We start from the raw sequence: 21208 nt of genomic DNA, 5'->3' as shown, positions 1-21208 counted from the left end.
CCCCATGACCGAACCCCAAGCCTCCCCCGACCTGGCCGGCCTGCGCGTGCAGATCGACAGCATCGACCAGCAGCTGCTCACCCTGCTCAACCAGCGCGCCCAGGTGGCCGAGCAGGTGGGCGAGGTCAAGAAGCGCGAGGGCACGCCCTTCTTTCGGCCCGACCGCGTCGCCCAGGTGATCGAGAAAATCACCCGCGCCAACCCCGGCCCGCTGAAGGGCGCGCATGTGGCCGCCATCTGGCGCGAGATCATGTCGGCCTGCCTGGCACTTGAGTCGCCCCAGCGCGTTGCCGTGCTCGGCCCCGAAGGCACGTTTTGCGAGCAGGCGGCCATCGAATACTTTGGCGGCGCGGCCGACCTGATGTACTGCGCCAACTTCGACGAAGTCTTCCACGCCACGGCCGCGGGCAGTGCCCAGTACGGCGTGGTGGGGGTCGAGAACTCCAACGAGGGCGTGGTCACACGCTCGCTGGACATGTTTTTGCACACCCCCTGCCATGTGGTAGGCGAGGTGAGCCTCTTGGTGCGCCACAACCTGCTGCGCCAGGTCAACAACGCCGAACACATCGAGGCCGTGCTGGCCCACCCCCAGGCGCTGGCGCAATGCCAGGCGTGGCTGTCCAAGCATCTGCCGCACGCCGAGCGCCGCCCGGTGTCGAGCAACGCCGAGGGCGCGCGCCTGGCCGCCACGAATCCGGCCTGGGCGGCGCTGGCCAGCGAGCGCGCGGCGCAGCAATATGGCCTGCATGTGGTGGCCCATGCCATCCAGGACGAGGCCTACAACCGCACGCGCTTTGCCGTCATCTGCCTGCCGCACACGCTGGCCACCGCTGCGCCCTCGGGCCACGATTGCACCAGCCTCATCATCTCGGTGCCGAACCGCCCTGGCGCCGTGCACGACCTGCTGGTGCCGCTGAAGAAGTACGGCGTGTCGATGACGCGCTTCGAGTCGCGCCCCGCGCGCACCGGTCAGTGGGAGTACTACTTCTACATCGACATCGAGGGCCACCCCGCCGAGCCCAACGTGGCCCAGGCCCTGGGCGAGTTGCAACAGCTGTGCGCCTTCTACAAGCTGCTGGGCACCTACCCCATCGCTGCATGAGGAGCGGCCATGTTTGAACAACTCGGCCTGATCGGTTGCGGCCTGATGGGCGGCTCCTTCGCCCTGGCCATGAAGAAGGCCGGCCTGGTGCAGCGCGTGGTGGGCTACAGCAAGTCACCCTCGACGACGGAGCGCGCGCGCCAGCTCGGCGTGATCGACGTCGAGGCGCCCTCTGCCCTGCTGGCCGCGGCCGGCGCCGACATCGTGCTGCTGGCCGTGCCCGTAGCCGCCACCGAGGCCACGCTCAAGGCCATCAAACACCTGGTCACGCCGCAGATGCTGATCATGGACGTGGGCTCGACCAAGGCCGACGTGGTGCAGGCCGCGCAGCGCGCCCTGCGTGACCAGTTCGGCTCCTTCGTGCCGGCACACCCGATCACCGGGCGCGAGGTCTCGGGCGTGGAACATGCCGAGGCCGACCTGTACCGCGGCCGCCAGGTCATCCTCACGCCCACCGAGCGCACGCTCACGGCCCAGCTGCGCCGCGCCGAAGGGCTGTGGACACAGCTGGGCAGCCGCGTCAGCAGCATGTCCCCCGAGTCACACGACGCCAGCTTTGCCGCCGTGAGCCACCTGCCGCATATGCTGGCCTTCGCCATGCTGTCCAGCATCATCGGCCAGCCCCAGGCGGACGACCTGCTGGCCCTGGCCGGCCCGGGCTTTCGCGACTTCACGCGCATTGCCGCCAGCGACCCGAAGATGTGGCGCGACATCCTGCGCGCCAACCGCGACGAGGTGTTGGCGCAGTCGCAGCTGTTCAAGCAGGCGCTGCAAGGGCTGGAGGACGCCATGCGCGCCAGCAGCGACCAACCCCTGGAAGACCTGATCACCCTGGCCAGCCACACCCGCGCCCACTGGCGCATGGGCGCGCAGCGCGGCCACAAGGACGCCTGATGTTTGCCACCCCATTTCTCGACCTGCCGCCCCTGGTGGGCGCGGCGGGCAGCGTGCAGCTGCCCGGCTCCAAAAGCATCTCCAACCGGGTGCTGCTGCTGGCCGCCCTGAGCCAGGGGACGACCGAAGTGCATGACCTGCTGGCCAGCGACGACACGCGCGTGATGCTGGACGCGCTGCGTGAGCTCGGCTGCACGGTGGACGAAGCCGGCAACGACCTGGTGCGCATCACCGGCCTGGGTGGCGCCGCGCCACGCTCGCCGGCACGGCTGTTCATGGGCAACGCCGGCACGGCCATGCGCCCTTTGAGCGCGGCGCTGGCGCTGCTGGGCGGCGAATACGAGCTGTCTGGCGTGCCGCGCATGCACGAGCGCCCGATTGGCGACCTGGTCGATGCGCTGCGCCAGCTCGGCTGCCACATCGACTATCTGGGCAACGACGGCTATCCGCCGCTACGCATAGCGCATGGCGCCGGTCTGCCGCCGCTGCAGCTGCAGGCGCCGATACGCGTGCGCGGCGATGTCTCCAGCCAGTTCCTCACCGCCCTGCTGATGGCACTGCCGCTGGTGGCCATAAAGCAGGACGTGGTGATCGAGGTGGTGGGCGAGCTGATCTCCAGGCCCTACATCCACATCACGCTAGAGTTGCTGGCGCGCTTTGGCATTGCCGTGCGGCACGACAACTGGCAGCGCTTTGTCATCCCGGCCGGCAGCCGCTACCAGTCGCCGGGCAGCATCCATGTCGAGGCAGATGCCTCATCTGCTAGTTATTTCATAGCTTTAGGCGCAATTGCAGCGGGCGCAAATGGCCAAAATGGCATAAAAATTGAAGGCGTGGGCCTGGATTCCATCCAGGGCGACATCCGCTTCGTCGAGGCCGCGCGCGCCATGGGTGCGCAGATCACCGGCGGGCCGAACTGGCTGCACATCACGCGCGGCAGCTGGCCGCTCAAGGCCATCAGCCTGGACTGCAACCATATCCCCGACGCGGCGATGACGCTGGCCGCGATGGCGCTGTACGCCGAGGGCACGACCGAGCTGACCAACATCGCCAGCTGGCGCGTCAAGGAAACCGACCGCCTGGCGGCCATGGCCATCGAGCTGACCAAGCTCGGCGCCAGCGTCGAGGAAGGCGCGGACTACCTGCGCGTCACGCCTCCGGCCACGGCGCGCGACTGGCGCGCCGCCAGCATCCACACCTACGACGACCACCGCGTGGCCATGTGCTTCTCGCTCGCGGCCTTCAACCCGGCGCGCCTGCCGGTGCGCATCGAAGACCCGAAATGCGTGGCCAAGACCTTCCCTGATTACTTCGAGGCACTGTTTTCGCTCGCCCAGGCCGACGCGGCGCAGCTCCCGGTAATCTGCATCGACGGGCCCACGGCCTCGGGCAAGGGCACGGTGGCGGCCGCCGTGGCCGAGCGGCTGGGCTATCACTTTCTCGACTCGGGCGCGCTCTACCGCGTCACGGCCTTGGCGGCGGTGCGGGCCGGCATCCCTATCAGCGCCGAAAACGAAGCCGCCATCGCGCAGCTGGCGCGGCAGCTGCCGGTGCGCTTCGCAGGCAGCCGTATCTGGCTGGGCGACGAGGACGTGAGCGAAGCCATTCGTACCGAAGAGGCCGGCATGAACGCCTCGCGCGTCTCCGCCCTGCCCCTGGTGCGCAAGGCGCTCATCGCGCTGCAACACAGCTTTGCCCGCCTGCCGGGCCTGGTGGCCGACGGGCGCGACATGGGCACCGTGATCTTCCCCACGGCGCCGCTGAAGGTCTTCATGACCGCCAGCGCCGCCTGCCGCGCCGACCGGCGCTACAAACAGTTGATTTCCAAGGGGATTTCGGCTAATATCTTCGACCTTCGCGCAGACCTTGAGGCGCGCGACGCTCGCGATCAAAACCGCAGCGCCGCACCGCTCAAGCCTGCGCAAGACGCTTTGCCTCTGGACAACTCCGCGCTCACGATCGACGAGACCGTGAACCAGGTTTTGCACTGGTGGCAGGAGCGCCAGCCTTTCGCCTCTCGGGCGGCAGGCTGAACAACCGGCCCACACCGCCCCTTTCGCGCCGTCAGACGCATTGGTGGTGTGGTTTTTTGACCTTTTACCCCGTGGCGACCCTAGCCACCACCCTCCGCCCATAGTCTTAGAAACGGCCGCAATGGTGCAGCCGTAAACCCTGTGGTGCGGACAAGGAAACACATGTCCGAATCTTTTGCCGCCCTGTTTGAAGAATCGCTGCAACGCACCGAAATGCGTCCTGGCGAGGTCATCACCGCCGAAGTCGTGCGCGTTGAGCACAACTTCGTCGTCGTGAACGCTGGCCTGAAGTCCGAAGCCTACGTGCCAATCGACGAATTCAAGAACGACCAGGGCGAAATCGAAGTCCAGGTGGGCGACTTCGTGTCCGTGGCCATCGGCTCCATCGAAAACGGCTACGGCGACACCATCCTCTCGCGCGACACCGCCAAGCGCCTGGCCTCCTGGCTGAGCCTGGAAAAGGCCCTGGAATCCGGCGAATTCGTCACCGGCACCACCAGCGGCAAGGTCAAGGGCGGCCTGACCGTTCTGGTCAACGGCATCCGCGCCTTCCTGCCCGGCTCGCTGATCGACACGCGCCCGGTCAAGGACCTGACCCCCTACGAGAACAAGACCCTGGAATTCAAGGTCATCAAGCTCGACCGCAAGCGCAACAACGTGGTGCTGAGCCGCCGCGCCGTAGTGGAAGCCTCCATGGGCGAAGAGCGCGCCAAGCTGATGGAGACGCTGCGCGAAGGCGCCATCGTCAATGGCGTGGTCAAGAACATCACCGAATACGGTGCTTTCGTGGATCTGGGCGGCATCGACGGCCTGCTGCACATCACCGACATGGCATGGCGCCGCGTGCGCCACCCCTCCGAGGTGGTCACCGCCGGCCAGGAAATCATGGCCAAGATCCTCAAGTTCGACACCGAGAAGAACCGTGTCAGCCTGGGCCTGAAGCAAATGGGCGACGACCCCTGGATGGGCGTCTCGCGCCGCTATCCGTCGGCCACGCGCCTGTTCGGCAAGGTCACCAACATCGCCGACTACGGCGCCTTCGTCGAGCTCGAGCCCGGCATCGAAGGCCTGGTGCACGTCTCCGAGATGGACTGGACCAACAAGAACGTGGCCCCCAACAAGCTGGTCAGCCTGGGCGACGAGGTCGAGGTGATGGTGCTGGAGATCGACGAAGACAAGCGCCGCATCTCCCTGGGCATGAAGCAGTGCCGCGCCAACCCCTGGCAGGAATTTGCCCAGAACACCAAGCGCGGCGACCGCGTCAAGGGTCCGATCAAGTCGATCACCGACTTTGGTGTGTTCGTGGGTCTGGCCGCCGGCATCGACGGCCTGGTGCACCTGTCCGACCTGTCCTGGAATGAAACCGGCGAAGCCGCCGTGCGCAGCTACAAGAAGGGCCAGGAAGTCGAAGCCATCGTGCTGGCCGTGGACGTGGACCGCGAGCGCATCTCCCTGGGCATCAAGCAGCTCGACAGCGACCCGTTCACGACCTTCGTGACGGTGAACGACAAGGGCCAGACGGTGACCGGCAAGGTCAAGACCGTGGACGCCCGCGGCGCCGAGATCGATCTGGGTGAAGACATCGTCGGCTACCTGCGCGCATCGGAAATCTCCCGCGACCGCGTGGAAGACGCCCGCAACGTGCTCAAGGAAGGCGACGAAGTGACGGCCGTGGTGGTGAATGTGGATCGCAAGACCCGCAACATCCAGCTGTCCATCAAGGCCAAGGACCAGGCCGACCAGCAGGAAGCCATGGCTCACCTGTCGGCCCAGTCCGCCAAGGAAAATGCCGGCACGACCAGCCTGGGCGCCCTGCTGCGCGCCAAGCTGGACAACTCCGACAAGTAATCCCTGGAGCGAGCCGCTGGCCTGCACGCCAGCGGCTAACATGACGGGCGCCGATGAGCGCCCGTTGTTTTTTAAACCTGCCTAGACACCATGACCCGATCCGATCTTGTCGAAGAACTGGCCGCACGCTTTAAGCAGCTGACCCAGCGCGACGCCGAAACCGCCGTCAAGACCATTCTGGACGCCGTGGGCGACGCCCTGGTGCGCGGACATCGCATCGAGATCCGCGGCTTTGGCAGCTTCTCGGTGAGTCACCGACCGCCACGGCTGGGCCGCAACCCGCGCAGCGGCGAGGCGGTGCAGATCCCAGAAAAGCGCGTACCGCATTTCAAGCCCGGCAAGGCCCTGCGCGAGTCCGTCGACCAACCGCCCCAGGCCTCCTGAACCACAAACATCAAAAAATGTAGCTGCCTGCGCTTATCCAGCAAGCGCTAGAGCCATATTTTTATCTTGCATTGCACAAGCCGTTCCGATGCCGTGACGCTACCCGTAGAATCTCGCCCACCACTGGGGAGATGCATGAAATACCTCCTGTGGCTGCTCAAGGCAGCCATTTTTTTTACCCTCTTTGCCTTCGCACTGAACAATCAGCAAGACGCCACGGTGCATTTTTTCTTTGGCACCCAGTGGACGGCGCCGGCCGTGCTGATCGTGCTGTCGGCATTTGCGCTCGGGGTGGTCGTGGGCGTTCTGGGCATGGTGCCGCGCTGGTGGCGCCACCGCAGCGCCGCACGCCAGGCCCAGGCCGAAGCGCCCCCACCCAGCGCCGCCCCCGCGCCTCCTGCCCCCGCGGCAGAGCCCGTAGCCCCACATCTGCCCATCGATGGAATTTGACTTCACCTGGCTGCTGCTCGGACTGCCGCTGGCCTTTGGCCTGGGCTGGCTGGCCTCGCGCCTGGATCTGCGCCAGCTGCGCGAGGAAAACCGGCGCGCACCCAAGGCATATTTCAAGGGCCTGAACTACCTGCTCAACGAGCAGCAGGATCAGGCCATCGACGCCTTTATCGAGGCCGTACAGAACGACCCGGACACCACCGAGCTGCACTTTGCGCTGGGCAACCTGTTTCGCCGCCGCGGCGAATACAACCGCGCCGTGCGCGTGCACGAGCACCTGCTCTCGCGTGGCGACCTCTCGCGCGCCGACCGCGAGCGTGCCCAGCATGCGCTGGCGCTGGACTTCCTCAAGGCCGGCCTGCTCGACCGCGCCGAGGACGCGCTGCGCCGCCTGGAGGGCACGCCCTTCGAGGCCCAGGCGCGCATGGCGCTGCTGGCCATCTACGAACGTTCGCGCGACTGGCAGCAGGCGTCCGACATCACACAGCGCATGCAAGGCGCCGGTCAGGGCGATTTCAGTACGCGCCAGGCCCACTACCTGTGCGAACAGGCCCTGGCGCTCAGCGCCCGGGGCGAACTGCCTGCCGCCCAGACCCTGCTGCTGCAGGCTGCAAGCACAGCCCCCCAGGCGGCACGCCCGCGCATCGAGCTGGCGCGCCTGCAGCAACGCATGGGCCAGGCGGACGCAGTCCTGTCAACGCTGCAAACCCTGGCCCAGACCACCCCGGCGGCCCTGGGCCTGGCGGCGCCGCTGCTGGTGGAGGCGGCACTTGCCAGCGGCCAGGCCGAACAGGCCGGCGCCCTGCTGCGCCAGCATTACGAGGACATGCCGACCCTGGATCTGCTCGAAGCCGTGGTGACGCTGGAAGCCGCCACGCAGGGCTCGGCCACTGCCGCTCGCGCATGGTATATGCGCCACCTGGACAAGGAGCCGTCGCTGGTGGCCGCCAGCAAATGGCTGGCTGGCGAGACCCTCAGCCAGGAGCAGTTCCACCCGCAGATCCAGCGCGCGCTGGAGCAGGCCACCAAGCCGCTCACGCGCTACCGCTGCGCCGCCTGCGGCTTCGAGGCGCGCCAGCATTTCTGGCAATGCCCGGGCTGCCAAAGCTGGGACAGCTACCCCGCGCGCCGCGTGGAAGAGCTGTAGGAGCCGCCATGCGCCTGCGCCACAGCCTGTGTCTTGCCGCCCTGCTGCACCTGGGCGCCGCGCTGGCCGGCACGGACATCAACCAGGCGCGCGAGGCCGATCTGGACGGCATCCAGGGACTGGGCCCGGCGCTGACCGCGCGCATCCTGGTCGAGCGTGCCAGGCAGCGCTTTCAGGACTGGCCGGATCTGATTGCCCGTGTCAAGGGCATAGGCCCTGCAACCGCTGCACGCCTGTCTGACAACGGGCTCACGGTCAACGGTGCACCCTATGCAGCGCCGCAGACAGCGCCGCCAGCACGAACGGATTCCCGCGATTGAGCTTGATGGCACGGCCAGGCCCGATCCCATGGCCGGCTACCGCTCAAGTATCCATAGCATCTTGAAAACCGCTTACCGCTAGAATCAGGCGCTCATGTCCCTGGTTCTGCTCGTCGCCCTCCCCTTTCTTGCCAGCCTGCTGGCGGCCCTGTTGCCAGCCAACGCGCGCAATGCCGAGTCCACGCTGGCGGGGGTGATCGCGCTGCTCTGCGCGCTGCTGACGGCCTTGAGCTTTCCCGACATTGCCGGCGGCGGCGTGCTGCGCCAGGAGATTGCCTGGCTTCCCACCCTGGGCATGAACCTGATCCTGCGCCTGGACGGCTTTGCCTGGATGTTCTGCATGCTGGTGTTCGGCATAGGCGCGCTGGTGGTGCTGTACGCGCGCTACTACATGTCGCCCGAAGACCCGGTGCCGCGCTTTTTCTCCTTCTTCCTGGCCTTCATGGGCGCCATGGTGGGGGTGGTGCTGTCGGGCAACATCATCCAGCTGGTGTTTTTCTGGGAGCTGACCAGCCTGTTTTCCTTCCTGCTGATCGGCTACTGGCATCACCGCGAGGATGCGCGCCGCGGCGCGCGCATGGCACTAACAGTGACGGGCACGGGCGGCCTGTGCCTGCTGGCCGGCATGCTCATCCTGGGCCATATCGTCGGCAGCTACGACCTCGACCAGGTGCTGGCGGCGGGCGATCTGGTGCGTGCACATCCGCTCTACCTGGCCACCCTGGTGCTGGTGCTGCTCGGGGCGTTTACCAAGAGCGCGCAGTTCCCCTTCCAGTTCTGGCTGCCCAACGCCATGGCGGCGCCCACGCCGGTATCGAGCTACCTGCACTCGGCCACCATGGTCAAGGCGGGAGTGTTTCTGCTGGCGCGCCTGTGGCCGGTGCTGGGTGATACCGAGGCCTGGTTCTGGCTGGTGGGCGGCACCGGCCTGGCCACGCTGCTGATCGGCGGCTACGCCGCCATGTTCCAGGACGATCTGAAGGGGCTGCTGGCCTACTCCACCATCTCGCACCTGGGCCTGATCACGCTGCTGCTGGGCCTGAACAGCCCGCTGGCCGCCGTGGCCGCCGTGTTCCACATCATGAACCACGCGACCTTCAAGGCGTCGCTCTTCATGGCCGCGGGCATCATCGACCATGAAAGCGGCACACGCGACATCAACCGCCTGTCGGGCCTGCGCCGCATGATGCCCATCACCGCCACGCTGGCAACGGTGGCCAGCGCCGCCATGGCTGGCGTGCCACTGCTCAACGGTTTTCTGTCCAAGGAAATGTTCTTCGCCGAGACCGTGTTCCTGGACGCCTCGCCCCTGGTCTCCACACTGTTGCCGGTGGGCGCCACGGTGGCCGGCATGTTCAGCGTGGCCTATTCGCTGCGCTTCATCGTCGATGTGTTCTGGGGCCCGCCGGCAACCGACCTGCCCTACGCGCCGCATGAGCCGCCCCACTGGATGCGCGTGCCGGTGGAGCTCTTGGTGCTCGCCTGCCTGGTGGTGGGCGTGCTGCCAGCCTGGTCGATAGGCCGTTTTCTGGATGCCGCCGCGCTGCCCGTGGTGGGCGGCCAGCTGCCGGCCTTCAGCCTGGCGCTATGGCATGGCCTGAACACGCCCCTGTTGATGAGCTTTGTCGCCCTCATCGGTGGCGCCGCGCTGTACCAGGCGCTGCGCAGCCTGCGCCGACTCGGCCGCATCGGGGGGCCGCCGCTGATGCGCTTCATCAGCGGCAGGCGCGTCTTTGAAGCCCTGCTCGCCAAGTGCACCCAGGCCGCGCGCAAGGGCCGGCGCCTGCTGTCCACCAGGCGGCTGCAGTGGCAGATGCTGTGGCTGCTGCTGTTCACCCTGGTGGCCGGCGCCCTGCCACTGTGGCTGGGCAGCATGCGGCTGGGCGGGCGCGCCGCGCTGGCGCTATCGCCGGCGTTTGTGCTGGTGTGGCTGCTGGGCAATGTGTGCGCCGTGGCGGCGGCCTGGCAGGCCAAGTACCACCGGCTGGCGGCGCTGGCGCTGATGGGCGGCGCGGGCCTGTGCACCAGCATCACCTTTCTATGGTTCTCGGCGCCGGATCTGGCGCTCACGCAGCTGGCGGTGGAGGTGGTGACCACCATCCTCATCCTGCTGGGCCTGCGCTGGCTGCCCAAGCGCGACGAAAGCCTGCCCGCGGCATCGGCCAGCACCGCGCTGACCCGCGTGCGCCGCCTGCGCGATCTACTGCTGGCGCTGGCGGCCGGCGGCGGCATGGCCTGGCTGTCATTTGCCATGCTGAGCCGGCCGTTTGCGCAAAGTACCTCCACCTTCTTCCTGGAGCGCGCGCTGACCGAAGGTGGTGGCACCAATGTGGTCAACGTGATGCTGGTGGACTTCCGCGGCTTCGACACCTTTGGCGAGATCGTGGTGCTGGGCATCGTTGCCCTCACCGTGTATGCACTGCTGCGGCGCTTTCGCCCCGCCGGCGAGGCCATGGATCTGCCCGAGCAGCAGCGCAACCTGCCCGCCGACCTGCAGACCGACCTGCTGAACCCACGCCACGCGCAGGACACGGCCGTGGGCTACCTGATGGTGCCGGCCGTGCTGGTGCGCCTGCTGCTGCCGTTCACGGCCCTGGTGGCCTGCTATCTGTTCCTGCGCGGCCATGACCAGCCGGGCGGCGGCTTCGTCGCCGGCCTGGTGTTCTCCGTGGGCCTGGTGCTGCAGTACATGATCTCGGGCACGGAATGGGTGGAGGCGCACCTGCCGGTTTTCCCGCGCCGCTGGATCGCCACCGGCCTGCTGCTGGCGCTGGGCACGGGCCTGGGCGCCGTGGCCGTGGGCTACCCCTTCCTGACCAGCCATATGTTCCACCTCCAGTTGCCGCTGCTCGGCCAGGTGCATCTGGCCAGCGCCATGTTCTTCGATGCCGGCGTGTTCGCGCTGGTGGTGGGCTCCACGCTGATGATGCTCACGGCCATTGCGCACCAGTCGGTGCGCAGCCACCGCTACCACGCGCGCCTGCTGGAAGAGCAGCAGCTGGCCATGGCGGCCGTGGTCAGCTATGACGACGACGCCAGGGAGGCGCGCTGAATGGAAATCATCCTCGCCATCTCCATCGGCGTGCTCACCGGCTCGGGGGTGTGGCTGCTACTGCGCCCGCGCACCTTCCAGGTCATCATGGGCCTGTCCCTGTTGTCCTATGCGGTGAACCTGTTCATCTTCAGCATGGGCCGCCTGGGCCTGGCCCTGGCCAAGGAGCCGGTGCTGCTACCCGGCGTGGCGCAGGATCTGCAGCATTACGCCGACCCCCTGCCCCAGGCCCTGGTACTCACCGCCATCGTCATCGGCTTTGCCATGACGGCGCTGTTCCTGGTGGTGCTGCTGGCCGCACGCGGCATATCCGGCACCGATCATGTAGACGGCTCGCAGGCGCGCGATGCGCAGGAGATGCCATGAGCCGGCTGTCTGAGGTCACCAGCGCGCTCATGCCGCACCTGATGCTGGCGCCCATCGCGCTGCCCATGTTCACGGCCGCGCTGTTGTTGCTGCTGCGCGAGGAGCAGCAGCGCCTGAAGTTCGGCGTCAGCCTGGTGTCCACGCTGGTGGGCCTGCTGGTGTCGATTGCCTTGCTGCAATGGGTGCACCGCCAGGGCGCAGAGGTGGGCATGGGCGTGTACCTGCCGGGCAACTGGCCGGCCCCGTTTGGCATCGTGCTGGTGCTCGACCGGCTGACGGCGCTGATGCTGCTGCTGACCAGCCTGGTCGCCCTGTGTTCGGTGCTGTTCGCGGGCGCGCGCTGGCAGCGTGCCGGCGTGCTCTACCAGGCGCTGTTCCAGTTCCAGCTGATGGGCCTGGCCGGAGCGTTCCTCACCGGCGACCTGTTCAACCTGTTCGTGTTCTTCGAGATCATGCTGGCCGCCTCCTACGGCCTGCTGCTGCATGGCTCGGGGCGCGCGCGCGTGCAGTCTGGCCTGCACTACATCGCCATCAACCTGGCGGCCTCGTCGCTGTTCCTGGTCGGCGCGGCCATGCTCTACGCCCTCACCGGCACGCTGAACATGGCCGACCTGGCCCGGGCCGTGCCCCAGGTGTTGCCGGCCGACCGGGGCCTGCTGCACGCGGCGGCCGCCATATTGGCCACGGCCTTTCTGATCAAGGCGGCCCTGTGGCCGCTGAACTTCTGGCTGGTGCCCGCCTACAGCGCGGCCACGGCCCCGGTGGGGGCGCTGTTTGCGCTCATGACCAAGGTCGGGCTGTACGCGCTGCTGCGCCTGTGGTCGCTGCTGTTTGGCGCCGATGCCGGGGCCTCGGCACAGTTTGGCGGCCTGTGGCTGATCCTGGGCGGCATGGCCACCATGGCCTTTGGCGCCATCGGCATGATGGGCTCGCAGCGCCTGACGCACCTGGCCAGCCACGCGGCCGTGCTGTCGTCGGGCACGCTGCTGGCCGCAGCCGGCTTTGGCCAGGATCGGCTCACGGCCGGCCTGCTGTACTACCTGCCCAGCTCCACGCTGGCCGTGGCGGCGCTGTTCCTGCTGGCCGACCTGACCGAGCGCTGGCGCAACGACGGCGCCACCCTGGCCCCGTACGAAAACGACGACGACGCGCCCTTTCTTTCGGCAGAACTCGTGCCCACCGCCGGTCTGAACCTGGATGACGAAGAACAGGTGCTGGTCGGCCGGGTGATCCCGGCCGCCACCGCCTTCATGGGCCTGGCCTATCTGATGAGCACCCTGGTGATCGCCGGGCTGCCGCCGTTGTCGGGCTTCATCGGCAAGTTCGCCATGCTCGGCCCGCTGCTCGATCCGCAGGGCCTGGGCACCGCGCCGGGTACCAGCCCCGGGCCGGCCGGCTGGACGCTGCTGGCGCTGATGATTGGCACGGGCCTGGTGGCTCTGATGGCGCTGACACGGTCCGGGATCCGCCATTTCTGGGCCGCCTCGGAGAGGGACAGGCCGCAGCTGCATGTGCTCGAAGGCCTTCCCATCGCGTTGCTGCTGGCCGCCTGCGTGGTACTGACCGTCCAGGCCGAGGGCGTGATGCGCTTCACCACGGCCACGGCCCGGGCGCTGTACGCCCCCGCCGGCTATGTGCGTGCCGTGCTGAACGCACCGCCGCGGACCGGCCCCGGCGACAGTGCCCGGCCCGCCGGAAAGGAGGCCCGGCCATGATGAAGAAAATCCTGCCCGCACCGCTGGTCTCGTTCGGGCTGTTTGTGGTCTGGCTGCTGCTCAACCGCTCGCTCAGCCCCGGCCACCTGCTGCTGGCCCTGCTGCTGGCCCTGGGGTTGCCGGTGCTGTTCAAGGAGCTGCGCCCGCAAAAGGTGCGCGTGCGCCACCTGGGCACGGTGCTGCGGCTGTGCTGGACGGTGGTGGTGGACACGACCCAGTCCAACATCGCCGTGCTGCGCTTTCTGCTGCTGCCGCGCACGCGCCGCCACAGCGCCGACTTCGTGAAGATACCGCTTGAGCTGCGCGACCCCAACGGCCTGGCGGTACTGGCCATGATCGTCTGCATCACGCCCGGCACGGTCTGGGCCGAGCTCTCGCGCGACCGCTCCATGCTCATGCTGCATGTGCTGGAGGTACATGACCGCGAGGCCATCGTGCAGCATGTACAGACGCGCTACGAGCGCCCCCTGATGGAGATCTTCGAATGACCGGCTCCCTGCTTGCGTGGGCCTTGCCCAGCGCCCTGTTTATGCTCGTTGCGGCCATGGTGCTGTGCCTGGTGCGCCTGCTCAAGGGCCCGGCCGCGCAGGACAGGGTGCTGGCGCTGGACTGCATCTATTTGAACGGCATGCTGCTGATGCTGGTGCTGGGCATCTACTACGGCAGTCAGCATTACTTCGAGGCCGCCATGCTCATCGCCCTGCTGGGTTTTGCCAGTTCCACGGCCATGGCCAAGTTCCTGCTGCGCGGCGAGGTGATCGAGTGAATGGCCAGGATCTGCCCCTGTGGCTGGACATCAGCGTCTCGCTGCTGGTGCTGGCCGGTGCCGCGATTGCCTTTCTGGGCTCGCTCGGGCTGCTGCGCCTGAAAAGCTATTTCGAGCGCGTGCATGCCCCGGCCATCATTGCCACCATGGCCTGCTGGTGCGTCATGCATGCCACGCTGCTGTACTTCTCCATGGTGGGCGAAGGCCTGGCCGTGCATGCGCTGCTGATCGCCCTGTTCGTGGCCGTCACCGTCCCCGTGACCAACATCTTCCTGATGCGTGCCGCGCTGTTCCGCGCGCGCCGCATGGGCGAGGCGGTGCCAGCCAACCTGAGCCGCACCGCGACTGAAGATGCGCGCGAACCCTGAGCCAGCTTATCCCTGGTGGCACTGGACAAACATGTGGATAAGCCTGAACAACCGCTGTACTGCGATTGCAAGTATTTGATTTGTAATGATTTTGCTTGCGATGATGAATTTTTAGGCAGCCTGGCCAGGAGTTGTTCCACAGGCCATTGGACAATCCTGGGGATAACTTTGGACAAGCGCTGTATGGCGGTCTTAAGTGCCTGATTTGCAATGCCCAGACCTGCAATGCCCAATTTTTAGGCAGCTCCCTTAGATTCTTTTTACTATTATTTTGATAGCTATTTGCGCTTTCCCGACAGGCGTTGAAGGCATTTTCTATGGAAAACACGACCCCACCCTTTTTCATTGCCCGCGTGGGCGATGACGGCACCCAGTGCGATGCCTGGCCCGAGCAGCCCCTGCTGCTGTCGCTGGAGCAAGGCGGCATCGACTGGCCCAGCTCCTGCCGCAACGGCAGCTGCCGCACCTGCATCGGCATGCTGGCCGACGGCGAGGTGCGCTACGCCATCGACTGGCCCGGCCTGTCGCCCGAGGAAAAGGCCGAGGGCTGCGTGCTGCCCTGCGTGGCCTATCCGATGAGCGACATCCGGCTCGAAGCCTCCGCCATCTGACGCCGTGGACTAAAATCGCCGTCTTTCGGGATCACCGCATCCCTCACCCGTGCGGCCCGCGGCCGCATCGCCGTTCTTTGGGGCCCACCCGCCGGGGAACGCGCGCTGCCCCAGGGCGCACGGACTACGCAAAGGCCCCGCATGAACACCCCCCTCACGCCCGCCCCCATCTCGCCCGTGCAAGACATCGTGGCCGAGATGCGCGCCGGGCGCATCGTCATCCTCGTCGATGAGGAAGACCGCGAGAACGAAGGCGATCTGGTCATCGCCGCCGACCATGTCACGCCCGAGGCCATCAACTTCATGGCCCGCTTCGGCCGCGGCCTGATCTGCCTGACCCTCTCGCGCGAGCGCTGCGAGCGCCTGCAACTGCCGCCCATGGTGGCGCGCAACGGCACCAAGATGGGCACCGCCTTCACCGTCTCCATCGAGGCCGCCGAGGGCGTGACCACCGGCATCAGCGCCGCCGACCGCGCGCGCACCGTGCAGGCCGCCGTGGCACCCAATGCCCAGGCTGCCGACCTGGTGCAGCCCGGCCATATCTTCCCGCTGCAGGCGGTCGATGGCGGCGTGCTGATGCGCGCCGGCCACACCGAAGCCGGCTGCGACCTGGCCGCCATGGCCGGCTGCAGCCCGTCTTCCGTGATCTGCGAGGTGATGAAGGACGACGGGACCATGGCCCGCCTGCCCGACCTGCAGCTGTTTGCCGCCGAGCATGGCCTGAAGATTGGCACCATCGCCGACCTGATCGAATACCGCAGCCGCACCGAGTCGCTGGTGCACAAGGTGGGCTCGCGTCCCATGCAGACGGCGTTTGGTGAGTTCACCGCCCACGCCTTCCGCGACGAACCCAGCCAGGCGGTGCACCTGGCGCTGGTCATGGGACAGTGGGATGCGGCCGACAGCGTGCCGGTGCGCGTGCACGAGCCGCTGTCGGTGCTGGACACGCTGGAGCCCAGCCGCGCCATGCATTCCTGGAGCCTGGACGCCAGCCTGCGCCACATCGCCGCCCAGGGCCGCGGCGTGGCCGTGCTGCTCAATTGCGGCGAAACCGGCGAGCAACTGCTCGAGCAGTTCGAGGGCAAGGCGCGCGCCGCCCAGGCGCCCGAGCGCGGCCGCATGGACTTGCGCACCTACGGCGTGGGCGCGCAGATCCTGCGCGAGGTCGGCGTGGCGCGCATGCAGCTCATGGGCCAGCCCCGGCGCATGCCCAGCATGACAGGCTACGGTTTGGAAATCACCGGCTACATCCCCAAGGAATAAGACATGTTTGACGCAGACAAAGGCACGGCGGCGCAGCTCAACGGCAGCGAACTGCACATCGGCCTGGTTCAGGCCCGCTTCAACGAAGGCATCACCAACACCCTGGCCGCGGCCTGCCGCGCCGAGCTGATCAAGCTGGGCGTGCAGGAGGCGCATATCCACCATGTGCTGGTGCCCGGCGCACTGGAGGTGCCGCTGGCGCTGCAGGCCATGGCCGAGCGCGATGAGTACGACGCGCTGATCGCCCTGGGCTGCATCATCCGCGGCGAGACCTACCACTTCGAACTGGTGGCCAACGAGTCCGGCGCGGGCGTGACGCGCGTGGGGCTTGACTACCAGATCCCGATCGCCAACGCCATCCTAACCACCGAGAACCTGGAGCAGGCCATCGCGCGCCAAACCGACAAGGGCGTGGACGCCGCCCGCGTGGCCGTGGAGATGGCCAGGCTGCTGGAGGAGCTGCAGTGAGCGAGGCCCCCGCTTCCAAGCGCCCCCCGCGCCAGTCGCGCACCGGCACCACCAGCACCGGCGCGCGCAAGGCCGGCTCCAAATCGGCGCGCTCACGCGCGCGTGAATTCACCCTGCAGGCGCTGTACCAGCATCTGGTGGGCGGCAACGACGCCAGCTCCATCGACCTGTTCACGCGCGACCTGTCAGGCTTTCACAAGGCCGATGCCGCGCATTACGACGCGCTCCTGCACGGCTGCATCACCACCGCCCAGTTCATGGACGAGCTGATCACGCCGCAGCTCGACCGCAAGCTGGCCGAGATCTCGCCCATAGAGCATGCCGTGATGTGGATAGGCGTGTACGAGTTCCAGCACTGCCCCGACGTGCCCTGGCGCGTGGTCATCAACGAGTGCATCGAGCTGGCCAAGGAATTCGGCGGCACCGATGGCCACAAGTACGTCAACGGCGTCTTGAACGGCCTGGCGCCGCAGCTGCGCGCCGCCGAGGTCGAGGCCGACAAGGCCGCCGGCAAGGCCAGCTGAGCCCCTTTTGTTTCTCTCAAGCCCGTGCGCCCTGGGCGGCGGCAGGCACAGTGTCATGAAGTTCTCCACCCGCGCCGAGCGCATAGAACCCTTTTACGTGATGGAAGTGGCCAAGGCCGCGCAGGCAATGGCGCGCGAAGTGGCCGGCACGCGCGAGCCGATGATCTTCCTGAACATCGGCGAGCCGGATTTCACCGCCCCGCCGCTCGTGCAACAGGCGGCCGAGCGCGCGATACGCGACGGCCTGACGCAGTACACCAACGCCCTGGGCCTGGAGCCGCTGCGCGAGCGCATCAGCGACTGGTACGCCACGCGCTTTGGCGTCGATGTGCCGGCGCGGCGCATCGTGATCACGGCCGGGGCCTCGGCCGCGCTGCAGCTGGCCTGCCTGGCGCTGATCGACGCCGGCGACGAGGTCCTGATGCCCGACCCCAGCTACCCCTGCAACCGCCACTTCGTGAGCGCGGCCGAGGGCAAGGCGGTGCTGATCCCGACCACCGCCGAGGAACGCTTTCAGCTCAGCGCCGCCAAGGTCGAAGCGGCGTGGGGAGAAAAAACGCGCGGCGTTTTGCTGGCCTCGCCTTCCAACCCCACGGGCACTTCGATCGCCCCCGACGAGCTGCGCGCCATACACCAGGTGGTGCGCGCCAAGGGCGGCCTGACCATCATCGACGAGATCTACCTGGGCCTGTCGTACGAGGAGCAGTACAGCCACAGCGCACTGGCGCTGGGCGACGACATCATCAGCATCAACAGCTTCAGCAAGTACTTCAACATGACCGGCTGGCGCCTGGGCTGGATGGTGGTGCCGGATGCCATGGTGCCGGTGGTCGAGCGCCTGGCGCAAAACCTGTTCATCTGCGCATCCACCATCTCGCAGCACGCCGCCCTGGCCTGCTTCGAGGCCGAGAGCATCGCCGAGTACGAGCGCCGGCGCGCGGAGTTCAAGGCGCGGCGCGACTACTTCATTCCCGAACTCAACAAGCTCGGATTGAGCGTGCCCGTCATGCCCGACGGCGCCTTCTATGCCTGGGCCGACTGCACGCAGGTGGCGCACAGGCTGGGTGTCGATGGCAGCTGGGACTTCGCGTTTGAGCTCATGCGCCGCGCCCATCTGGCCATCACGCCGGGGCGCGACTTCGGCACGGCCGACACGGCGCGCCATGTGCGTTTTTCTACCGCAAACTCCATGGCCCAGCTGCACGAGGCGGTCAGCCGTTTGCAGCGTTTGATCGGCTGACGCAGCATGGCTTTCGAGTGGCCGGTACGCATCTACTGGGAGGACACCGATGCCGGCGGCATCGTGTTCTACGCCAACTACCTCAAGTTCTTCGAGCGCGCGCGCACCGAGTGGCTGCGCGCGCTGGATTTGGGCCAGCAGCAGTTGCGGGAACAAACCGGCGGCATGTTTGTCGTAACCGACGCGCGCCTGCGCTACCTGCGCCCGGCCCGGCTGGACGATGAACTGATTGTTACGGCCAGGCTCCAGGACAGTGGCCGTGCATCCATGACAATCGAACAACAGGCCTTCCTGACAACACAAGCCACGCCAGCCCAGCCCCAGTTGCTGTGCGAAGCCAGCATACGCATAGGCTGGGTCGATGGCACCAGCATGCGCGCGGCGCGCATCCCTGATTCTGTTTTGCAAGCAATTTCCCGATCATGAATTCCCAAGACATGTCCATGCTCAGCCTGGTGCTGGGCGCCAGCTGGGTGGTGCAACTGGTGATGCTGCTGCTGCTCGCCGTCTCCGTGGCCAGCTGGGCCGCCATCTTCCGTAAGCTGTTCGCGCTGAAGCGCGTGAAGGCTCTGAACGAGGACTTCGAACGCGACTTTTGGTCTGGCACCAGCCTGAACGAGCTGTTCGCCGCTGCCGCGCACAACGCCAAGAGCGCCGGTCCCATGGAGCGCATCTTCGCCAGCGGCATGCGCGAATATCAAAAGCTGCGCGAGCGCCGCATCAGTGACGCCGGCACGCTGCTCGACGGCGCCCGCCGCGCCATGCGCGCGAGCTTCCAGCGCGAGATGGACGTGATCGAGTCCAGCCTGTCCTTCCTCGGCTCGGTGGCCTCGGTGTCGCCCTATGTGGGCCTGTTCGGCACCGTCTGGGGCATCATGCACGCCTTCACCGGCTTTGCCGGCATGGAGCAGGTCACGCTGGCCACCGTCGCGCCCGGCATCGCCGAGGCCCTGGTGGCCACCGCCATCGGCCTGTTTGCCGCCATTCCGGCCGTGATCGCCTACAACCGTTTCGCCCGCGACATCGACCGCGTGGCCACGCACCAGGAGACCTTCATCGAAGAGTTCTCCAACATCCTGCAGCGCAACCTGGGCGCCCAGCCCGGTAGCCCCTCGGGACATTGAAGGGAGGCCCGTCATGCCCGCAATGGCGTCCCGCAGCGGCACGCGCCGCCGCTCCATGAACGAGATCAACATGGTGCCCTTCATCGACGTGATGCTGGTGCTGCTCATCATCTTCATGGTGACCGCGCCCATGCTCACACCGAGTTCGGTCAACCTGCCCTCGGTCGGCAAGGGTGCCAAGCTGCCCAAGACGCGCGCCGATGTCATCGTGGACAAGGACGGCGGCGTGCGCTTCAAGGCCGACGGCAACGAACGCACGGTGCCGCTGGCGCAGCTGGGCCACACCGCCAAGACCTGGCTCAAAGATCAGCCCGAGGACACGCCGGTGCTCATCAGCGCCGACAAGACGGCCTCCTACGACTCGGTGATGAAGGCCATGTCCGAGCTGCAGCGCGCCGGCGTGGCGCGCGTGGCGCTGGCCGTCAAGAGCGGCGGCTGAACCCCAAGGATCGTCCACGCGCATGCAGGCAGCCATTCATGACCGCGACCAGTTCGCCCCGCCGCGCCCGCCGGGCCGCATGCGCGCCATCACCCTGGCGGTGCTGGCCCATGCCGTGCTGGTGGTCGCGCTGACCTGGGGCGTGAACTGGAAGAGCAGCAGCGACCAGCCCGCCGTGGAGGCCGAGCTCTGGGCCGCCGTGCCGCAACAGGCCGCTCCGCGCGCGGCCGAGCCCCCACCGCCGCCGGCCCCCGAACCCACGCCCGAGCCACAGCCCGCGCCCGCACCACCGCCGCCACCTCCGCCTGCCCCACGCCAGGCCGAGCCCGACACACGCGACGCCGACATCGCCCTGCAAAAGCAGAAGAAGCGCGAGGAAGAGCTGAAGAAAAAGCGCGAGCAGGAACTGGAGCAGGACAAGAAGGACAAGGAACGCCGCGAGCGCCTGGAACAGGAGAAGAAGGAACGCCAGCTGGCCCAGAAGAAGGCCGAGCGGGAAAAGGCCGAGCGCGAAAAGGAGCAGCGCGAGAAACAGCTGGCCGAGCAAAAGAAGCTGGAGCAGCAAAAGGCCGAGCAGGAAAAGCAGAAGAAACTGGCCGAGGACAAGCGCCGCAAGGCCGAGGAAGCGCGCGAGGCCAGGGAGGCCGATGCGCGCCACCAGGCGAACATCCGCCGCATGCAGAGCCTGGCCGGTGCCACCGGTGGCGAGACGGCCACCGGCACCGCATTGCGCAGCGCCGGCCCCTCGGGCGGCTACGGCGGCAAGGTGGCGGCCAAGGTCAAGCCCAACATCGTCTTCCCGGATCAGGTGGACGGCAACCCGCGCGCCGAGGTCGAGGTACTCGCCGCGCCCGACGGCACCATAGTCAAAGCACGCATCACCCAATCGAGCGGCAACAAGGCCTGGGACGAGGCCGTGCTCCGCGCCCTGCAGCGCACCGAGACCCTGCCGCGCGACATCGATGGCCGCGTGCCATCGTCGCTGGTGATCAGCTTTCGGCCCAAGGATTGATCAGCAAAAAAGAGAGCTGTTCGCGCTTGTCCCACCTGGGTTTATGGCCATTTTTGCCATTAATCCACCAGGGACGATGCGT

General features: G+C 67.2%; 23 protein-coding genes. All 23 read left to right on the top strand.

What is annotated here, in order from left to right:
- Positions 1-4: 4 nt before the first annotated feature.
- Positions 5-1102, top strand: coding sequence for a prephenate dehydratase (gene pheA / locus P4826_RS02300; protein WP_317702394.1), 1098 nt, complete (start codon positions 5-7; stop codon positions 1100-1102).
- A 9-nt stretch (positions 1103-1111) separates the two neighbouring features.
- Positions 1112-1996, top strand: coding sequence for a prephenate dehydrogenase (locus P4826_RS02295; RefSeq protein WP_317702393.1), 885 nt, complete (start codon positions 1112-1114; stop codon positions 1994-1996).
- Complete coding sequence (locus P4826_RS02290) at positions 1996-4029, top strand: bifunctional 3-phosphoshikimate 1-carboxyvinyltransferase/cytidylate kinase (protein WP_317702392.1); 2034 nt, start codon at positions 1996-1998, stop codon at positions 4027-4029. The genes P4826_RS02295 and P4826_RS02290 overlap by 1 nt, the downstream gene beginning before the upstream one ends.
- Before the next feature lie 162 nt (positions 4030-4191).
- Entirely contained in the window at positions 4192-5877 is a 1686-nt protein-coding gene (gene rpsA / locus P4826_RS02285; RefSeq protein WP_317702391.1) for a 30S ribosomal protein S1, read from the top strand.
- A 90-nt stretch (positions 5878-5967) separates the two neighbouring features.
- Positions 5968-6261 carry an integration host factor subunit beta gene (locus P4826_RS02280; protein WP_317702390.1) on the top strand — a complete coding sequence of 98 codons (294 nt, stop codon included), beginning with the start codon at positions 5968-5970 and terminating at the stop codon, positions 6259-6261.
- Between the two features lie 135 nt (positions 6262-6396).
- Positions 6397-6711, top strand: a complete 315-nt coding sequence (locus P4826_RS02275) for a LapA family protein (protein WP_317702389.1) — start codon at positions 6397-6399, stop codon at positions 6709-6711.
- The gene (gene lapB / locus P4826_RS02270) at positions 6701-7858 is read left to right on the top strand and encodes a lipopolysaccharide assembly protein LapB (protein WP_317702388.1); all 1158 of its coding nucleotides are present in this window, start codon (positions 6701-6703) and stop codon (positions 7856-7858) included. Before P4826_RS02275 ends, lapB begins: the two co-directional genes overlap by 11 nt.
- 8 nt (positions 7859-7866) lie before the next feature.
- The gene (locus tag P4826_RS02265) at positions 7867-8178 is read left to right on the top strand and encodes a ComEA family DNA-binding protein (protein ID WP_317702387.1); all 312 of its coding nucleotides are present in this window, start codon (positions 7867-7869) and stop codon (positions 8176-8178) included.
- A gap of 94 nt (positions 8179-8272) precedes the next feature.
- Positions 8273-11230, top strand: coding sequence for a monovalent cation/H+ antiporter subunit A (locus P4826_RS02260; RefSeq protein ID WP_317702386.1), 2958 nt, complete (start codon positions 8273-8275; stop codon positions 11228-11230).
- Positions 11231-11596: a Na+/H+ antiporter subunit C gene (locus tag P4826_RS02255; RefSeq protein WP_317702385.1), complete on the top strand. Its 366-nt coding sequence runs from the start codon at positions 11231-11233 to the stop codon at positions 11594-11596. It abuts the gene before it with no gap.
- Positions 11593-13311: a monovalent cation/H+ antiporter subunit D gene (locus tag P4826_RS02250; RefSeq protein ID WP_317702384.1), complete on the top strand. Its 1719-nt coding sequence runs from the start codon at positions 11593-11595 to the stop codon at positions 13309-13311. The genes P4826_RS02255 and P4826_RS02250 overlap by 4 nt, the downstream gene beginning before the upstream one ends.
- The gene (locus tag P4826_RS02245; protein ID WP_317702383.1) at positions 13308-13799 is read left to right on the top strand and encodes a Na+/H+ antiporter subunit E; all 492 of its coding nucleotides are present in this window, start codon (positions 13308-13310) and stop codon (positions 13797-13799) included. Before P4826_RS02250 ends, P4826_RS02245 begins: the two co-directional genes overlap by 4 nt.
- Complete coding sequence (locus tag P4826_RS02240; RefSeq protein WP_317702382.1) at positions 13796-14077, top strand: K+/H+ antiporter subunit F; 282 nt, start codon at positions 13796-13798, stop codon at positions 14075-14077. Before P4826_RS02245 ends, P4826_RS02240 begins: the two co-directional genes overlap by 4 nt.
- The gene (locus P4826_RS02235; protein ID WP_317702381.1) at positions 14074-14445 is read left to right on the top strand and encodes a monovalent cation/H(+) antiporter subunit G; all 372 of its coding nucleotides are present in this window, start codon (positions 14074-14076) and stop codon (positions 14443-14445) included. Before P4826_RS02240 ends, P4826_RS02235 begins: the two co-directional genes overlap by 4 nt.
- Positions 14446-14762: 317 nt before the next feature.
- Entirely contained in the window at positions 14763-15056 is a 294-nt protein-coding gene (locus P4826_RS02230) for a 2Fe-2S iron-sulfur cluster-binding protein (RefSeq protein ID WP_317702380.1), read from the top strand.
- Between the two features lie 141 nt (positions 15057-15197).
- Complete coding sequence (gene ribBA / locus P4826_RS02225; protein WP_317702379.1) at positions 15198-16319, top strand: bifunctional 3,4-dihydroxy-2-butanone-4-phosphate synthase/GTP cyclohydrolase II; 1122 nt, start codon at positions 15198-15200, stop codon at positions 16317-16319.
- 3 nt (positions 16320-16322) lie between these two features.
- Positions 16323-16787, top strand: a complete 465-nt coding sequence (ribH, locus tag P4826_RS02220) for a 6,7-dimethyl-8-ribityllumazine synthase (protein ID WP_317702378.1) — start codon at positions 16323-16325, stop codon at positions 16785-16787.
- A complete protein-coding gene (gene nusB, locus P4826_RS02215) occupies positions 16784-17311 on the top strand; it encodes a transcription antitermination factor NusB (protein ID WP_317702377.1) in 528 nt (175 codons plus the stop codon). The genes ribH and nusB overlap by 4 nt, the downstream gene beginning before the upstream one ends.
- 55 nt (positions 17312-17366) lie before the next feature.
- Entirely contained in the window at positions 17367-18551 is a 1185-nt protein-coding gene (locus P4826_RS02210) for a pyridoxal phosphate-dependent aminotransferase (RefSeq protein ID WP_317702376.1), read from the top strand.
- A gap of 6 nt (positions 18552-18557) precedes the next feature.
- Complete coding sequence (ybgC, locus tag P4826_RS02205; protein WP_317702375.1) at positions 18558-18977, top strand: tol-pal system-associated acyl-CoA thioesterase; 420 nt, start codon at positions 18558-18560, stop codon at positions 18975-18977.
- Entirely contained in the window at positions 18974-19675 is a 702-nt protein-coding gene (gene tolQ, locus P4826_RS02200; RefSeq protein WP_317702374.1) for a protein TolQ, read from the top strand. Before ybgC ends, tolQ begins: the two co-directional genes overlap by 4 nt.
- 13 nt (positions 19676-19688) lie before the next feature.
- Positions 19689-20114 carry an ExbD/TolR family protein gene (locus P4826_RS02195; protein WP_317702373.1) on the top strand — a complete coding sequence of 142 codons (426 nt, stop codon included), beginning with the start codon at positions 19689-19691 and terminating at the stop codon, positions 20112-20114.
- A 22-nt stretch (positions 20115-20136) separates the two neighbouring features.
- On the top strand, positions 20137-21126 hold the full coding sequence (gene tolA / locus P4826_RS02190) for a cell envelope integrity protein TolA (protein ID WP_317702372.1): 990 nt from the start codon (positions 20137-20139) through the stop codon (positions 21124-21126).
- Positions 21127-21208 lie beyond the last annotated feature (82 nt).

The organism is Diaphorobacter limosus, from assembly GCF_033100095.1.
Lineage (GTDB): Bacteria > Pseudomonadota > Gammaproteobacteria > Burkholderiales > Burkholderiaceae_C > Alicycliphilus > Alicycliphilus limosus.
The sequence above is the reverse complement of the archived record's forward strand: the minus strand, read 5'-3'. Positions and strand labels throughout refer to the sequence as shown.

Excerpts from the sequence above, each read along its gene's own strand:
- pheA (WP_317702394.1), top strand. The coding sequence starts at position 5 with ATGACCGAACCCCAAGCCTCCCCCGACCTGGCCGGCCTGCGCGTGCAG.
- P4826_RS02295 (WP_317702393.1), top strand. The coding sequence starts at position 1,112 with ATGTTTGAACAACTCGGCCTGATCGGTTGCGGCCTGATGGGCGGCTCC.
- P4826_RS02290 (WP_317702392.1), top strand. The coding sequence starts at position 1,996 with ATGTTTGCCACCCCATTTCTCGACCTGCCGCCCCTGGTGGGCGCGGCG.
- rpsA (WP_317702391.1), top strand. The coding sequence starts at position 4,192 with ATGTCCGAATCTTTTGCCGCCCTGTTTGAAGAATCGCTGCAACGCACC.
- P4826_RS02280 (WP_317702390.1), top strand. The coding sequence starts at position 5,968 with ATGACCCGATCCGATCTTGTCGAAGAACTGGCCGCACGCTTTAAGCAG.
- P4826_RS02275 (WP_317702389.1), top strand. The coding sequence starts at position 6,397 with ATGAAATACCTCCTGTGGCTGCTCAAGGCAGCCATTTTTTTTACCCTC.
- lapB (WP_317702388.1), top strand. The coding sequence starts at position 6,701 with ATGGAATTTGACTTCACCTGGCTGCTGCTCGGACTGCCGCTGGCCTTT.
- P4826_RS02265 (WP_317702387.1), top strand. The coding sequence starts at position 7,867 with ATGCGCCTGCGCCACAGCCTGTGTCTTGCCGCCCTGCTGCACCTGGGC.
- P4826_RS02260 (WP_317702386.1), top strand. The coding sequence starts at position 8,273 with ATGTCCCTGGTTCTGCTCGTCGCCCTCCCCTTTCTTGCCAGCCTGCTG.
- P4826_RS02255 (WP_317702385.1), top strand. The coding sequence starts at position 11,231 with ATGGAAATCATCCTCGCCATCTCCATCGGCGTGCTCACCGGCTCGGGG.
- P4826_RS02250 (WP_317702384.1), top strand. The coding sequence starts at position 11,593 with ATGAGCCGGCTGTCTGAGGTCACCAGCGCGCTCATGCCGCACCTGATG.
- P4826_RS02245 (WP_317702383.1), top strand. The coding sequence starts at position 13,308 with ATGATGAAGAAAATCCTGCCCGCACCGCTGGTCTCGTTCGGGCTGTTT.
- P4826_RS02240 (WP_317702382.1), top strand. The coding sequence starts at position 13,796 with ATGACCGGCTCCCTGCTTGCGTGGGCCTTGCCCAGCGCCCTGTTTATG.
- P4826_RS02230 (WP_317702380.1), top strand. The coding sequence starts at position 14,763 with ATGGAAAACACGACCCCACCCTTTTTCATTGCCCGCGTGGGCGATGAC.
- ribBA (WP_317702379.1), top strand. The coding sequence starts at position 15,198 with ATGAACACCCCCCTCACGCCCGCCCCCATCTCGCCCGTGCAAGACATC.
- ribH (WP_317702378.1), top strand. The coding sequence starts at position 16,323 with ATGTTTGACGCAGACAAAGGCACGGCGGCGCAGCTCAACGGCAGCGAA.
- P4826_RS02210 (WP_317702376.1), top strand. The coding sequence starts at position 17,367 with ATGAAGTTCTCCACCCGCGCCGAGCGCATAGAACCCTTTTACGTGATG.
- ybgC (WP_317702375.1), top strand. The coding sequence starts at position 18,558 with ATGGCTTTCGAGTGGCCGGTACGCATCTACTGGGAGGACACCGATGCC.
- tolQ (WP_317702374.1), top strand. The coding sequence starts at position 18,974 with ATGAATTCCCAAGACATGTCCATGCTCAGCCTGGTGCTGGGCGCCAGC.
- P4826_RS02195 (WP_317702373.1), top strand. The coding sequence starts at position 19,689 with ATGCCCGCAATGGCGTCCCGCAGCGGCACGCGCCGCCGCTCCATGAAC.
- tolA (WP_317702372.1), top strand. The coding sequence starts at position 20,137 with ATGCAGGCAGCCATTCATGACCGCGACCAGTTCGCCCCGCCGCGCCCG.